The organism is Reichenbachiella sp. (assembly GCF_965233835.1).
Classification (GTDB): domain Bacteria; phylum Bacteroidota; class Bacteroidia; order Cytophagales; family Cyclobacteriaceae; genus Reichenbachiella.
Genome location: NZ_OZ247585.1, coordinates 3,888,414 through 3,903,306, shown reverse-complemented (window position 1 = coordinate 3,903,306; position 14,893 = coordinate 3,888,414). Strand labels below are relative to the sequence as shown.

Annotated in this window: 11 protein-coding genes and 2 pseudogenes; 11 read left to right on the top strand and 2 right to left on the bottom strand. The window is 39.6% G+C overall.

Annotated elements, in window-relative coordinates:
- Positions 1–28 precede the first annotated feature (28 nt).
- The 3 genes from ACO6S2_RS16445 (at position 29) to ACO6S2_RS16435 (ending at position 3,011) form a co-directional block, all read left to right on the top strand.
- Positions 29–1,147, top strand: coding sequence for a phospholipase D-like domain-containing protein (locus ACO6S2_RS16445; RefSeq protein WP_422359652.1), 1,119 nt, complete (start codon positions 29–31; stop codon positions 1,145–1,147).
- A 93-nt stretch (positions 1,148–1,240) separates the two neighbouring features.
- Positions 1,241–2,194: a CDP-alcohol phosphatidyltransferase family protein gene (locus ACO6S2_RS16440; protein ID WP_422359651.1), complete on the top strand. Its 954-nt coding sequence runs from the start codon at positions 1,241–1,243 to the stop codon at positions 2,192–2,194.
- A gap of 79 nt (positions 2,195–2,273) precedes the next feature.
- Positions 2,274–3,011 (top strand): NTP transferase domain-containing protein, encoded by a 738-nt coding sequence (locus ACO6S2_RS16435; RefSeq protein ID WP_422359650.1) that lies wholly within the window; start codon positions 2,274–2,276, stop codon positions 3,009–3,011.
- On the opposite strand, the gene dinB is transcribed toward ACO6S2_RS16435, so the two are convergent.
- The gene (gene dinB / locus ACO6S2_RS16430) at positions 3,012–4,097 is read right to left on the bottom strand and encodes a DNA polymerase IV (RefSeq protein ID WP_422359649.1); all 1,086 of its coding nucleotides are present in this window, start codon (positions 4,095–4,097) and stop codon (positions 3,012–3,014) included.
- Between the two features lie 253 nt (positions 4,098–4,350).
- On the opposite strand from dinB, the gene ACO6S2_RS16425 reads away from it, so the two are divergent.
- The 8 genes and pseudogenes from ACO6S2_RS16425 to bshB1 all read left to right on the top strand — a co-directional run bounded on the left by ACO6S2_RS16425 (position 4,351) and on the right by bshB1 (position 13,678).
- The gene (locus ACO6S2_RS16425) at positions 4,351–6,081 is read left to right on the top strand and encodes an LptF/LptG family permease (protein ID WP_422359648.1); all 1,731 of its coding nucleotides are present in this window, start codon (positions 4,351–4,353) and stop codon (positions 6,079–6,081) included.
- 73 nt (positions 6,082–6,154) lie between these two features.
- Positions 6,155–6,430, top strand: coding sequence for a 30S ribosomal protein S15 (gene rpsO / locus ACO6S2_RS16420; protein WP_422359647.1), 276 nt, complete (start codon positions 6,155–6,157; stop codon positions 6,428–6,430).
- A gap of 119 nt (positions 6,431–6,549) precedes the next feature.
- Positions 6,550–8,697 carry a polyribonucleotide nucleotidyltransferase gene (gene pnp / locus ACO6S2_RS16415; RefSeq protein WP_422359646.1) on the top strand — a complete coding sequence of 716 codons (2,148 nt, stop codon included), beginning with the start codon at positions 6,550–6,552 and terminating at the stop codon, positions 8,695–8,697.
- A 157-nt stretch (positions 8,698–8,854) separates the two neighbouring features.
- Positions 8,855–10,081 carry a tetratricopeptide repeat protein gene (locus tag ACO6S2_RS16410; RefSeq protein ID WP_422359645.1) on the top strand — a complete coding sequence of 409 codons (1,227 nt, stop codon included), beginning with the start codon at positions 8,855–8,857 and terminating at the stop codon, positions 10,079–10,081.
- 1 nt (position 10,082) lies between these two features.
- Positions 10,083–10,751: a hypothetical protein gene (locus ACO6S2_RS16405; RefSeq protein ID WP_422359644.1), complete on the top strand. Its 669-nt coding sequence runs from the start codon at positions 10,083–10,085 to the stop codon at positions 10,749–10,751.
- A gap of 217 nt (positions 10,752–10,968) precedes the next feature.
- Positions 10,969–11,918 (top strand): annotated as a pseudogene (gene trxB / locus ACO6S2_RS16400) (thioredoxin-disulfide reductase).
- Positions 11,919–11,958: 40 nt separating this feature from the next.
- A complete protein-coding gene (locus ACO6S2_RS16395; protein ID WP_422359643.1) occupies positions 11,959–12,951 on the top strand; it encodes a peptidoglycan DD-metalloendopeptidase family protein in 993 nt (330 codons plus the stop codon).
- A gap of 10 nt (positions 12,952–12,961) precedes the next feature.
- Positions 12,962–13,678, top strand: coding sequence for a bacillithiol biosynthesis deacetylase BshB1 (gene bshB1 / locus ACO6S2_RS16390; RefSeq protein ID WP_422359642.1), 717 nt, complete (start codon positions 12,962–12,964; stop codon positions 13,676–13,678).
- Positions 13,679–14,079: 401 nt separating this feature from the next.
- Here the strand turns inward: bshB1 and ACO6S2_RS16385 are convergent.
- Positions 14,080–14,850: pseudogene (locus ACO6S2_RS16385) on the bottom strand (site-2 protease family protein); the annotation flags it as partial.
- Positions 14,851–14,893: the final 43 nt, after the last annotated feature.

Genomic DNA, 14,893 nt, shown 5'->3' with positions numbered 1-14,893 from the left:
TCCATTTTTATCACCTTCAACGAATAAAATGACAGGACAGGTATTGGTAGACTCGGACGCATTTAAAGAGCGATTCGAGAGCTTAGCGGCAAAAGCACAGAAGAGTATTTACATCCAGGCCATGTCGTTTGAAGGAGACTCTGTAGGGGAGTGGTTGGTAGACACTCTGATCGCTTCACCAGCTAAAGACATTCAGCTGTGTCTGGATTCCTATTCGAAATTTGTGATCAACGACCGTTTCATTTACAGTCTAGGCTATTTCAAAGACGAGGACTTTCGTGCAGAAGTGAAAAATACCAAAGCCGTAATAAAAAAGGCTAGAGCAAATGGGATTAAAGTAAAATACACCAACCCATTGGGCTTTCTATTTCTACAATACCCTCATCGAAATCATAAAAAGATGGTGGTCATTGATGAGGAAGTGTCTTTTATCGGTGGGCTCAATTTCTGTGAGCACAACTTTGAATGGCACGATATGATGGTGGAAATGAATAGCGCTGAAATGGCAAAATCACTGTCAAACGACTTTCATAGATCCGTTGCGGAAAATGACCAATCAACGGTCAATAATTTGGGTGATACCAAGATGTATTACCTGGACGGTTATAGAAGTAGAAACATTTATAAGGATGTGTTTCGAAATATTGATGAGGCAAAGGAATCCATTCAGATTTTTTCTCCATACGTCTCAGATCCATTGTTGACTTATACCAGAAATCATAAGGCTGAAGGAGTAAAATTTGATATTGTATCGCCAGGGATTAATAATAAGAACATATTCAAAGCTATTCTGACTAATGAGTTGATGAAAGGTTATTTTAATTTCTATGAGTATCAAGGTAGAATGTCTCATCTTAAAGCCATATTGATTGATGGGAAGAAACTGATTTGTGGCAGTAGTAATTTTGACTTTATCAGCTACTACTTCGAAGAAGAGGTGGTGATGATTACTGAGAATCAAGAAATAGTACAAAATTTTATTGATAATATATCAAAACCGGATATTGCGAATAGCATATTGAAAAAAAGTTTGGGGGGTAAACGAAGTATCGTTGTCCCATTAGTGTTCGCTGGAATCAGCAGGCTTTGCCATGTAGTGGCATCGATAATTAGCTTGAAATATCTATTTAGAAAGTCTAACGTTTAACGTAAGGCTGGAATTGGTAAAAAAATAGTCTAATTTTGCAGCCGCAAAAGTCAGTGAGCAGTTGACCTAAATTGACAACGAGATACGCATTAAATGTTACGTAGCATAAAGAACCATTTCAGCAACCATAACGCCGAAGTTCAATCTACCATTAAGCTTATTGATATTGAAGAACGATTCGACTTGGCATTCAGCCGATTCTTCGGATTGTATTTTGCCAAAATGGGTAAATTCTTCAATATGACTCCGACGCAGGTGTCTATCATTAGCCTGATTGTTGGAGTTGCTGGTGGGTATATGCTCTACTACCAAGACAGTTGGGTGATTACAGTTTGGGCTTCTGTATTGATTACCTTGGCAGGAGTTTTAGACAGCGCGGACGGTCAGTTGGCAAGAATGACAGGACAGTCTACTGAGCTTGGCCGATTCATTGATGGATTTATTGATAGTGCCATATTTATAGCTTGTTATCTTTCTGCTTGTGCCTACTATGTCCAAGGAGAAATGGGTTGGTCAATATTTTTATTAGCTATTCCTGCAGGTGTAGTTTCTCATATTTTTACTTCTCAGATTTATGATTTTTACAAGAGTGAATTCTTGTATTATGTGGCCGGATCGGAAAGCTCCAAGGTTAAAAAAATTGAAGAATTACCGCAAACTTCTGATGAAGTAGGGTTCTGGAATAAATTTTTCAGAGGGCTTGAGATTGACTATACCAAAAGACAGTGGATGTTGGTGACTCGTACCGAGGAGATGAGAGATGTGTACGAACATTTCGCTTTTAATGACAGCACTAGAGAGAAGTTTATAGAAAAATATAGAAATACCTTCAATCCTATCATGTTCTGGTGGGCATTGGTTGGAGGAACTAATACACACAGAACGTTGATTATGCTCTTTAGCGTCATGGGACGTTTCGATTTGTATCTCATTGTGTGTCTAATCAAGTTGATCCCAATCGCCATTGTGATGCTTGCTCAAAAATTCATGGATGAGGACTTTGTGAAACAATTGAAGTTTCAATTGGCCACGCAGGAATCTGCCTAATTTCATTGCATATTGGGTAATAAATCGTTGATAATTCGCTAACATTGCGCAATTCCTATCAACTGATTACAATCACTCTATGGTCTGTGTAATTCTCGCCGCTGGCAAAAACTTACGTTTAAACTTAGGACAACCAAAATCTGCATTGACAGTAGGAGGTCAAAGTCTGATGGAGCGACATATTGATCAGTTTCAAAAAATTGGAGTGACAGATTTTGCAGTCATTACTGGTTTTCATAGACCGGCTTTAGAGGAAATTTGTGAGGACCTTCGTCAAAAGTACACAGCCAACATCACCACCATTTATAACGAGAAGTACGAGTTGGAGAATGGCTACTCATTATATGCGGCCAAGGATTGGGTGCATGAACTTGGTGATGAGGAGTTTTTCTTTACCATGGCGGATCATTACTACGAAGAGGCCTTCCTTTCTGATCTAAAAACAAAATTAGTTTTTGATAAAGGAGCTTATTTGAAATTGGCGGTTGATATTCCTGGAAATCACAATGAACATATCGATTTGGACGATGTGACTAAGGTTGATGCAGATGATTATATCAACAGGATTGGCAAAGAGATCGAAGGCTACAATTACTATGATACTGGGCTATTCTATGTGAAGAAAAATGTATTTGATGTATTGGATCATATTGCAACAAACCAAAAGCTATCAATATCTAATTTGGTAACACACTTGTCAGCTGAGAAAAAAGCGCGGATCATTGAAGTGGTGGGATATTATTGGAATGATATCGATACCCCGGAAGACTTCAAGAGTTCGCAAGAGCATCTGGCCCAAAGAGCAGCTAATAAATAATCAGAATTCAAGGGTAAGTTGAAATCCTTGATTATCCTTTTCTTCTGTATTTAGATTGGAAAGTCCTAATCCAAGAAGTCGGATAGGTTTTTCTGTTAACCCCTTGTCATTCATGATTTCTTCCCAAAAGGGTTTATAATCTTGACTTTTTGACAACCAGATCTGAGATGTTCTACTTCTGGTTACTTGTTCAAAATCTGCATATTTTATCTTGATATTTACCGTCTTGCCTTGTATATGATTATTTGACAAGCGTTTTTCTAGCGCCTCAGACAAAATTTGCAGTTCAGTTAGAACTTCCTGAAAATCAGAAAGGTCGGTGTCGTAGGTATTTTCAATACTAACTGATTTTCTAATTCGATTAGGGTTGACTTCACGATCATCGATGCCCCGACATATGTTATAATAGTAAGCACCACTTTTCCCGAAATTTTTAGAAAGAAATCCCAAGGACTTGTTTTTGAGGTCTAACCCAGTATGGATTCCCATTCTTTTCATCTTTTCTGCTGTCACCTTGCCAACACCAAAAAAGTCTTTGACTTTCAATGTTTCAATAAAATTTACTGCTTCATCTGGTTTGATTAGTTTGAGTCCATCGGGTTTGTTAATATCAGAGGCTGTTTTAGCTAGAAACTTATTGATGGAAATACCTGCCGAACAGGTAAGACTTGTTGTGTCGAATATTTTCTTTCTAATTTCTTCAGCAATTAAAGTGGCGGAGGGGAGACCGATTTTATTATTGGTGACATCAAGGTAAGCTTCATCTAACGAAAGTGGCTCCACTAGGTCAGTATATTCAAAGAAGATGTTTCGAATGACTTGAGAGACTTCTTTGTAGACTTCAAATCTAGGTTTTACGAATATGATATTTGGGCACCGGCGAAATGCAGTAACGGATGGCATGGCAGACCTTACTCCAAACTTACGGGCCTCATAGGATGCTGCAGCTACCACTCCGCGTGACCTGCTTCCTCCTACAGCCACAGGTTTACCTTTCAATTCAGGATTGTCTCGTTGCTCTACGGAGGCATAAAATGCATCCATATCTATGTGAATAATTTTCCGTATGGGTAAATTGTCAGACAATCTTTGATTTGGCTTTATATTATCATTTATTAATGTGAAATTTGCTCAACTGAGTATTTACTGATATACGAAGTAAACTATTTGATGAACAAGTCTAAGAAGATATTTTTTGTGGCAGTGTTTTTGTTTTTGCTCGTGTTGTTATGGGTTGTGATTGATTTTGCAAAGCACACTAAATTTCGCGGCTCTACAAATATGATTAACATTATTCAGGTACTTTGATTATTGATTTTCCCTTATTTAGACTGCAAAAATGAAAAAACTCGATAAGCTTATTCTTAAATCATTTATCGGGCCTTTTGTCATTACTTTTTTGGTAGCGGTGTTCATTCTGCTGCTGGTTTACATGATGAAATATTTCGATGATTTCATTGGTAAAAACCTCGGCTTTGCAACACTGGGTGAGTTAATGGGATATTTCAGTATCAATCAGATGCCGATGGCATTGCCATTAGCGGTTTTAATCTCTTCCCTGATGACCTATGGGAAACTAGGAGAGCATTTCGAACTGACGGCAATCAAGGGGTCTGGAATTTCCCTTCTTCGAATCATCTTACCAGCGTTTGTCTTTTGTTTGGTTTTGGCTTTGGGTGCTTTTGTTTTGAGTGACCGGGTGGTTCCTACTGCCAACTTACGAGCGTTCAGTTTGTTATATGATATAAAGCAAACCAAACCAGCACTCGATCTGCGGGAGGGGCAATTTTATAATGGTATTCCGAAGTATAGTATCAAGATTGAAAAAAAGTATCCTGATGGGGTTTCAATCAAAGGAATCGTAATCTATGACCATACGTCAGGTTCGGGAAATAAAACAGTGATTCTTGCAGACTCTTGTAGAATGTATTCATTTATGGGGGATAGGTATCTCAAGATGGATTTGTTCAATGGAAACTATTATGTAGAGGAAGAAAAAGCCTCAGGAAAAAAAGGTAGGGATCAGATTACACAGTTTGTAAGAACCAGGTTTGCGAATATGGACTTGGTCTTCAGTTTGGCTTCCTTTGATTTGAACGACACAGATGATAACCTCTTTGCGGATAATCGATACATGAAAGGAATCAAGGAATTGACTGAGAGTATCGACTCAATGAGTCACTCCATGTTGAACGCTAAGCACAAAGTATACGGCAGTGTCGCCACCTCCTATAAGTTGCATATGGCTGGGTACATTGCACCTCCAGAAGAACTGATCAATAAAAAACAGATTCTTGATTCATTGAAGGAACTGCGGGTGGCTTTGAGGGATTCCCTGCAGCAGCTGGCTAAGCTTCAGGAAAGGGATTCTTTGAAAAGCGAAGCAGATTCTATTGCTCAAAAGAAACTTGCTCGAAAATCCTTTAAAAGGGATCGAACCAAAAGTACGAGGGGTGTGGTTACCGCTAAGACCAAAAATTATCAGGCCAAGAAAAAGCGAGAGAAAAAGATACGCTTAGACAGTCTGTTTATCAGCAATGATTCATTAGTTGCAATGGTCAAATTAAAAATGGATAGTGTTTATCAGCGACAAGGTGTAAAAGACCAGGTGTTGTCAAGAGCGGTAGGAAATGCCAGAAACATTAAATCCACGCTCAATAGTAATGTGCTTAAGATGAGAGGTTTGAAGACTTCGCTCGACTCGCATGTTGTGGAGAAGTATAAAAAATATGCTCAGGCTTTTTCGTGCATTGTTATGTTTCTGATTGGGGCTCCACTTGGAGCGATTATTAAACGCGGAGGCTTAGGCTTTCCTGTGATCATCTCTATTTTCTTTTTTATCATTTTCTATGTGCTTACTAGTGTAGGTGATAAGTGGGCGAAAAGCGGAGTGGTAGATGGATTGTATGCAGCCTGGATGGCTAATGTGGTCTTGTTTCCTATAGGAGTTTTCTTCCTCAAGCAGGCGCGAAAGGATGCTAAGATATTTGACGCTGATTTCTATAGTGTTTGGATTGATAATGTTAAAAACTGGTGGGAATCAAGAATGAAGAAAAAGCAAACTGCATAAGGTTTTGTTTTAATGAATTGAATTCCTAATTTTGCCGTTCGAAAAAAATAATTAAATAAACTTTTTACTAAGCATGTATTTAACAACAGAAAAGAAAGAAGAATTGTTTGAGAATCATGGTCGGGGGAAGTCTAAGAAAGATACTGGTTCTGCGGAATCACAAATCGCTCTCTTCACTCACCGAATCAATCACTTGACAGATCACTTGAAGTCACACAAAAAAGATCACTCTACTAGATTAGGTCTTTTGAAGTTGGTAGGTAAGAGAAGAAGCCTTCTCGATTACCTTTACAAAAAAGATATCGAAAGATATAGAGCGGTAATCGCTGAATTAGGATTAAGAAAATAAAAATATGCGCAAAAGGAAGTCTCTCACAGACTTCCTTTTTTGTTCTTTCTCACTCGTTAATAACAAATTTTGACATTCACTCACACTCAATTTTTTAGTCAAAATTTAACATTTTACTTATGTCATTAAACGTAGTAACAAAGTCCGTCAAATTAAAAGATGGCAGAGAGATTACTGTCGAGACTGGAAAATTGGCCAAGCAAGCTGATGGTTCGGTAGTTGTCAAAATGGGTAAAACCATGTTGTTGGCCACAGTAGTGTCCAACAAAGAAGCTAGAGAAGGTGTAGATTTCCTTCCAATGTCTGTTGATTATCAAGAAAAGTTTGCCGCAGCTGGAAAAATCCCAGGTGGATTTTTGAAAAGAGAAGGCAGATTGTCTGACAACGAAGTATTGGTTTGTCGTTTGGTAGATAGAGCTTTGAGACCATTGTTCCCAAGCGACTATCATGCTGAAACACAAGTAATGATTTCGTTGATCTCATTGGATGAAAACGATCTTCCTGATGCATTGGCGGCATTTGCTGCTTCAGCTGCATTGGCAGTATCGGACATTCCATTTGGAGGACCTATCTCAGAGGTAAGAGTAGCTCAGAAAGATGGTGAATTCATCATCAACCCTACCAAAACTCAATTGGAAGGTTCAGACCTTGACATGATTATCGCTGGTACCAAAGACGATATCATGATGGTGGAAGGTGAATTGCTAGAGGTTTCAGAAGAAACTATGATCGGAGCGATCAAAGCAGGTCACGAAGCGATCATCGACCAGTGTAACCTTCAGTTGGAATTGACTGAAGCTGTTGGCAAAACTGAAAAGAGAGAATACTCTCACGAAGAAGAGCCAGACGAAGAACTTAGAGCTGACATCAAAGCGAAGACTTTTGACAAAGTTTACGCTGTAGCGAAAGAAGGTAATCCAAACAAAAGCATCCGTAAGGAGAAATTTGCTGCGATTATCGAAGAATACAAAGAGGCCCTGCCTGAATTACCAGAAGGCGAAGAATACAATCAAGGACTGATCGGTAAATATTACCACGATGTGGAAAAAGAAGCGATCAGACAATGTGTGTTGGAGACTAGAAAGAGACTTGACGGTCGTGATCTAGATGAAATCAGACCGATCTGGTCTGAGGTAGATTACTTGCCTTCAGCTCACGGTTCTGCTATTTTCACCAGAGGTGAAACGCAGTCTTTGACTTCTGTGACTTTGGGTACCAAGCTAGACGAACAAATGGTTGATGGTGCGGTGCACTCAGGATACAACAAGTTCTTCTTGCACTACAACTTCCCTGCATTCTCTACTGGAGAAGCAAGACCAAACAGAGGTCCTGGACGTAGAGAAGTAGGTCACGGAAACTTGGCATGGAGAGCTATCAAGCCAATGCTTCCTGCTGATGATGAAAACCCATACACCATCAGAGTAGTTTCTGATATTTTGGAGTCAAATGGTTCGTCTTCTATGGCTACGGTATGTGCTGGATCTTTGGCTTTGATGGATGCGGGTATTCCGTTGAAATCTCCAGTGTCTGGTATCGCAATGGGAATGATCTCAGATGCTGAGACTGGAAAGTATGCGATCTTGTCTGATATCTTGGGTGATGAAGATCACTTGGGAGACATGGACTTTAAAGTAACTGGTAACGACAATGGTATCACTGCTTGTCAGATGGATATCAAAGTGGACGGTTTGTCTTACGAAGTATTGACTGAAGCATTGATGCAGGCAAAAGCAGGTAGAGCTCATATTCTTGGCGAAATGAGAAAGACCATGACGGAGTCTAGAGATGACATGAAATCTCACGCACCAAGATCTACCATGATCAAGATTGAAAAAGAAATGATCGGGCCGTTAATCGGACCAGGTGGTAAGATCATCCAGGAGATTCAGAAAGAGTCTGGTGCTACCGTAACGGTAACTGAAGACGATCACAATGGTATTGTGAATGTTTTCACTGCTGACGGTGATGCAATGAAAGAAGCATTGAGAAGAATCAACAATATCGTGGCTACGCCAGATGTTGGAGAGACTTACGAAGGTAAGGTGAAATCGATCATGCCATTTGGTGCATTTATCGAATTCATGCCTGGTAAAGACGGTTTGCTTCACATCTCTGAGATCAAATGGGAGAGAGTAGAGAAAATGGACGGCGTATTAGAAGTAGGCGAGGAGATCAAAGTGAAATTGATCGAAATCGACAAGAAAACTGGTAAGTTCAGATTGTCTAGAAAGGCACTCTTGCCAAAACCTGAGAAAAAAGAAGGATAATTGATCCTCTTAACTTATAGATAAAAACCACGCCTAAACGCGTGGTTTTTTGTTTTAGAGTTGTTGCTAATAACTTTTTCAGAAATAAAATGTTGTTATATTTTTATTATTTTTAAAGGAATATAAGCTGTTTGGTTATAAAAAAGAATAGTAAAAGATGCGTAAATATCTAGGAATAATAATCGTACTCTTTACGATCTCTTGTGGTGAAGCGGCAAACGAATATTACAAAAGAGGTGTTGAATTATCAGCATCAGGTAATAAAAAAGAAGCATTTATAAATTTCACTAAAGCTCTAGAAATAGATCCTAATCATAGTCTTGCATATATGGCTAGGGTTCAAGTCAGGAGTGAGTTAATTAAAATAAATGAGAGAAATAATGACCTATCAGAATTTTGGGATTTTTCGATTTTTGATCCGGATAAATATAAAATTGAAGAATCGAGCGCTATAAACCAAGAGCATAATTTTTTCAATAACTTAATTGAAGGAGTTTCTAAGACCTATCGGTACATGGTTTCCAAAGTTAGTAACTTGATATCAAGCACCGTATTTAATATTGATCCGGGAAATAATTGGGCAGCTGAATTAAGCTATAAAGCAGATCAATATCGAGAAACAGCTCCGGAAAGCGATGGAAGTATGGGGCAGTTCATTGGGAAAATAATACCTCCTGGAATTCTTTTAGGAGCATTAATCGCTCTGTATTTATACTGGGTATATAGCAAACGACCAGCAGAATATTTTTATAATAAAGCATGGGAACAGTTCTCGGAATCGGAAAATTCTGAAAAAGCCATTTCATATTTTTCAGTCGCTATTAAAAGAGACTCTTTGTACTTGGACGCTTATATGGATAGAGGCAAAGCGTATAGGGCGATAGGGAAGCATCAAGAAGCAGTATTAGATTTTTCACAATCAGTAAAGTTAAGCCCAGGGAATTTTGATGCCTTTTATGAGCGGGGTGTTGCAAATTCTGAATTGGAGGAGTATCAAAGTGCCGTAGTTGATTATAGTAAATCCATAGCGCTAAATTCTTCATTTCAGAAAGCATTTTGTAAACGTGGGATGGCAAAGTTTCAGCTAGGCGATTTTATAGGGGTTATTAATGACTGTTCTAAGGCCATTGAGCTAAAAGGGGAAGCTCAGGATGCATATTTGTTTCGCGGGAAAGCATATTTTGTATTGGGAAAGAATGAAGCTGCAATTTTGGATTTTTCAATGGTTATAGAATTGAATTCGAAATCAGGTTTGGCCTATTATCTACGGGGAAACGCCAAACAAAAGCAAGGTAAGCCAGAAGAAGCGTATGATGATTGGTCTCAGGCTGGCGAACTAGGTGAGGCAGCTGCCTATGAAGCCATAAAATCAAACACAATTTAATATGAAGAGTCTGTTTCTAATTTCGGTTTCCATTGCCATTATTTGTTCATGTCAACAGAAAAATAAGAAACTCACGGCTGACGATTTAGTTGAAGATTCTTTTAAGGAACAAAAGGATAAAGGAGGACTTCCTGAATTTACCGAACATTTTGACTCGCTTACCAATTTATATTCAAATTTTAAATATCGAGTAGCCTTCGATGCACCTGACCATTGGCAGTCAGATATGGGGGTAAGTGAACATAATATCTTTAGGGCTTACCAGGCTGATTCGGCAATTTCATTTTCAATTAATGTTATCGAGCTAAAAACTAATGATACCACTGAAATTGACATTTGGGAGTCTTATCAGAAGAATAAGGAACAAATGGACTATCCATATAATGTTCTCCTTCCGAAGCAGTTGAATACAGAATTGGAAAATTATGTGGTTTCTAAATCGTATCTGCGCAACAGAATTTCATTAAAGAGATCATTTAATTATATGGTTAGAGAACTGGATTTTGAATATGAAAATACGTCAATTGTATATCAAACTAATTCAGGCAATTATATTTATACTTTTGGATTGGATATACCTACAATGTTCTATGTAGTCGATCCTGATTTTTATAATAATCTCTTTTTAAATATTAGCTTTTCGTTAGATAAAAATGAATTATTGAAATAGAGGTTCTTATCTAGTCCGCCTTTGTTGGCCTTATGACCGACAAAACCTACGCTGTTTCTTCTACGTCATGGTGGGCGTCATTCGGTCTGAGCCAAAGCCTATCAGACCATAGATAAAGATTATCTGTCCACAAAAACTTTTTTTGATATTAAATGTTTTATAGTCGATTAGCTAAATGCTAAATTGCAAAATCATTTTTTAAGAAGACATTGATATAATGACTCAAGAGAACGTAAAAGTATTGATTATTGGCTCAGGGCCTGCAGGCTACACGGCTGCTATATATGCCTCACGGGCAGGATTGAAGCCTGTATTGTACACAGGTGGAGAACCGGGTGGACAGTTGACCACGACCAACGACGTAGAGAACTTTCCTGGATATCCTGAAGGAGTAAACGGCCCGCAAATGATGACCGACCTACAAAAGCAAGCGGAAAGATTTGAAACCGATATCCGATTTGGTTTGGTGACTTCAGTGGATTTCTCTGGATACCCACACAAAGTGATCGTAGATGAAAAGCACGAGATTACTGCTGAAGCAGTAATTATCTCAACGGGTGCTAGTGCGAAATACCTGGGACTTGAGTCTGAAAAGAGACTGTTGAATGTAGGTGTATCTGCATGTGCCGTATGTGATGGTTTCTTCTATAGAGGCAAAGAAGTTGCTGTAGTAGGTGGTGGAGATACTGCTGCTGAAGAAGCAACATATTTAGCTAACATCTGTCCTAAAGTTTACCTATTGGTAAGAAGAGACGAAATGCGTGCTTCTAAAATCATGCAACAGCGCGTGTTGAATACACCAAATATTGAGGTGCTTTGGAATACTTCTACTGATGAGGTATTAGGAAAAGACGAAGTAGAAGGCATGAGAGTGGTGGATACTGTGACTGGCGAAAGAGAGAGATTCCAATTAGCGGATTCTTTGTTGCTATTGGTCACAAGCCAAACACCGAAATCTTCAAAGATTATTTGGAAATGGATGAGGCTGGATACCTTATCGTAGAGCCGGGTACATCCAAAACAAAAGTGGAAGGTGTGTTTGTGACTGGAGATGCTGCTGACAGAGTGTATCGTCAGGCTGTGACTGCAGCTGGTACTGGCTGTATGGGTGCCTTGGATGCCGAGCGATTCTTGGCAGCCAAAGAATTTGAAAGTGTAGAACAGTAAGATAGATTTGATACTTAGAGTAACACTAATAATATGTGCTGTGTCATTGTGCACGGCAACAAAATCCTTCAGCCAGAAAAAGCTGAAGGATTTTTTTAAGTTTAAAAACAAGGAGATAATTCCTATCACCCCAGAGGATACCATCATCGATATAGATGAGGATATTTTCGTTATTGAGGATGCTTACTGGGATAGCTTGGCCATGGAAGAAGAGGTTTCTTTACAGCGCGAGCTAAGTATGTTGCACGAAGACACTGCTGAAGTGGTGCTGGCTTACGATGTGCCTGTTCAAATCACAGAACAACTGATGATTGATTCGGTATGGGTGACACTAAGAGAGTACTATAGTACTTGGAGTACGACGAAAGTGAACCCCTATGAAATTGACGGGGAGAAATTTGCCGATACGTTGGCGCTTTCTCTGACGTTTGACAACCCATCATTAGACTGGTGCTTACCTATACCAAATACAGAGGTAACTTCTCCATTCGGTTTGCGAAGATGGCGTTGGCATTATGGCGATGATTTAAGATTGAAAACTGGAGACTCCGTGCGTGTGGCTTTTGATGGCATTGTGAGATTGGCGCGTTATGACAGGTATGGTTATGGACATTACATCTTAGTTAGACACTACAATGGATTGGAAACACTTTACGGCCATTTGAGTAAAAGATTACTGAAGCCCGGAGATGTGGTGAAGGCGGGTGATGTCATTGGTTTGGGTGGAAGTACAGGGAGAAGCAGTGGGCCTCATTTGCATTTCGAAGCCAGGTACCAAGGCAATGCCATCGACCCCAAAGAGATATTTGATTTCGATAGAGACACTATTCGGACGACCACAGTGATAGTGACTCCTGACACCTTTTCATATCTCAAAGAAGCCCGTAAGATCAGATATCACAGAGTAAGAAGTGGAGATACCCTGAGTCATATAAGTTATCGATATGGTGTATCTATTAACAAGATTTGTCGTTTGAATGGGATCAGAAGAAGCACTATCTTGAGAGTTGGACAGCGCTTGCGTATCACCTAAATTAAAAAAAATGAAACTAGATGTTCTTGTTTTTGCTGCTCACCCGGACGACGCAGAATTGTCATGTGGCGGCACTATTCTATCTTTAATTGCTAGCGGAAAGAAAGTGGGTATTGTAGACTTTACGCGAGGTGAGATGGGGACAAGGGGTACTCCTGAGATTCGTGATGGGGAAGCTGCAGAAGCGAGTAAAATTCTAGGTTTGACTATTCGAGAGAACCTCAGGTTTAAGGATGTGTTTTTCAAAAATGACGATGAACATGTGCTTGAAGTGGTGAAAAAAATCAGACAGTATCAGCCGGATATTATTCTTGCCAATGCCCTAGCCGACAGACACCCAGATCATGGCAAAGGAGCACAGGTCGTAAAGCGCGCCACCTTTCTAGCGGGATTGAAGAATGTAAAGACTGAACTAGATGGAAAGGCTCAAGAGAACTGGTATATCAAAAACTTATATCATTACATTCAGACCGATTTTCATCAGCCGGACTTTGTAGTAGATGTATCGGATTTTTGGGAAACCAGAATGGAAGCCGTTAGAGCTTATAAATCTCAGTTTTTTGATCCTTCCGGTGAATCTTCCAATACGCTTATTTCTACCCCTGAATTCATGGAATTAATTGAGGCCAGGGGTCGCGAATTTGGTATGTCCATTCGAGTGAAATATGGTGAAGGATTTATTGCAGATAAAATGCCCGGCGTTTCAGACTTGACCTCCTTACTCTGAGGCTTAATTTCAACCACATTGAAAGGTTTGGGGCTGAAGGAGATGATAAATACTCCAAGTGATACCCATCCCAAGACTTTCCTTTTCATATCTAAGGGCTGATTGACCATGACTGGTGGGTGATAGATACCCAAAGCTCTCCCCAATAGAAAAGCAAACAAAAGCCAACCTGAATACCCTTCCAGTGTTGGATAGAAGAAATTGAGAGCCATTTGCGCAGAAAATACCCCAAGCGCGTAGGTGAATCGATCTTTGTTTTGTGGAGTGAATTTAGTGAAACATAAAAATAAAAACCCGAGATAAATGATCTCATTGATCATTCCATCAGATAGTCGATGTGGATTTGCCATGCCAAGTCCCGCATAGAAGAGTAAGGCAATAAAAAGAACTTGAGAGACTATTCTGTGTTGCTTATACCCAATCAGGCCGTACAGAATATGCCCTCCGTCTAATTGTCCAATTGGGAGCAAGTTGAGCGAGGTAAAAAACAACGCCAAGAACCCTGCAAAAAGCCATGGGTAGTGCATCATCTCAAATGGATTCGGCACGCGTTTAGGATCTGATACCAACAAATGTTCGAGTGCTGTGAAAAGTAGATTGCCCCCTAGAGAATAGCTAGGATAGGAATCCCATGGTTCAAAGTCAGGATAACCCCAGTTTTCTGCATTTCCATATTCTTTTACGTGAGCTAAGGAGTCCTCTACTCGGTCTTTGATATAAAAACCACGATGTTGATTCAGGTAATGCTCATAAGTGTAGACTTCATCCGCATAGTCCAACCCATAAACTTCGTAGTCCGGGTGAATTTCATAAATGGATTCTCTTTCGGGTAAATTTAGGAATGCATAAAACAGTACGAGTAAGGCAACAACAAATCCTGCAAGTGGTCCCGCGATACCTATGTCAAAGTACTTCTTTCTACTGTCGATGATGTCTTGAATCTTGATGAATGCACCCATAGAGCCAAGCGAAGGGAAACCAGGCAAGAAGCCTAACCAAAGTGGGATATAAAAGGGAAGGGTCACTTTTACTTTATGGTATTGGGCCATGAAGTAATGCCCAAACTCATGTACGGTCAATATGAATAGGAAAGGGATGGAGAACTTTAGTCCATTGAAAAGCTCTGTTTGATTAATCGTAGTCTCTCCGTAAAACAACGATTTTCCAGTCATCCATTCAGCCCCGGCGAAGGTGGTTACAATGAGGGTGATAATA

What these genes read in the sequence shown, in the direction of transcription:
- ACO6S2_RS16435 (WP_422359650.1), top strand. Translation starts at nt 2,274, where the DNA reads ATGGTCTGTGTAATTCTCGCCGCTGGCAAAAACTTACGTTTAAACTTA.
- ACO6S2_RS16410 (WP_422359645.1), top strand. Translation starts at nt 8,855, where the DNA reads ATGCGTAAATATCTAGGAATAATAATCGTACTCTTTACGATCTCTTGT.
- ACO6S2_RS16405 (WP_422359644.1), top strand. Translation starts at nt 10,083, where the DNA reads ATGAAGAGTCTGTTTCTAATTTCGGTTTCCATTGCCATTATTTGTTCA.
- pnp (WP_422359646.1), top strand. Translation starts at nt 6,550, where the DNA reads ATGTCATTAAACGTAGTAACAAAGTCCGTCAAATTAAAAGATGGCAGA.
- ACO6S2_RS16425 (WP_422359648.1), top strand. Translation starts at nt 4,351, where the DNA reads ATGAAAAAACTCGATAAGCTTATTCTTAAATCATTTATCGGGCCTTTT.
- ACO6S2_RS16445 (WP_422359652.1), top strand. Translation starts at nt 29, where the DNA reads ATGACAGGACAGGTATTGGTAGACTCGGACGCATTTAAAGAGCGATTC.
- rpsO (WP_422359647.1), top strand. Translation starts at nt 6,155, where the DNA reads ATGTATTTAACAACAGAAAAGAAAGAAGAATTGTTTGAGAATCATGGT.
- ACO6S2_RS16440 (WP_422359651.1), top strand. Translation starts at nt 1,241, where the DNA reads ATGTTACGTAGCATAAAGAACCATTTCAGCAACCATAACGCCGAAGTT.
- bshB1 (WP_422359642.1), top strand. Translation starts at nt 12,962, where the DNA reads ATGAAACTAGATGTTCTTGTTTTTGCTGCTCACCCGGACGACGCAGAA.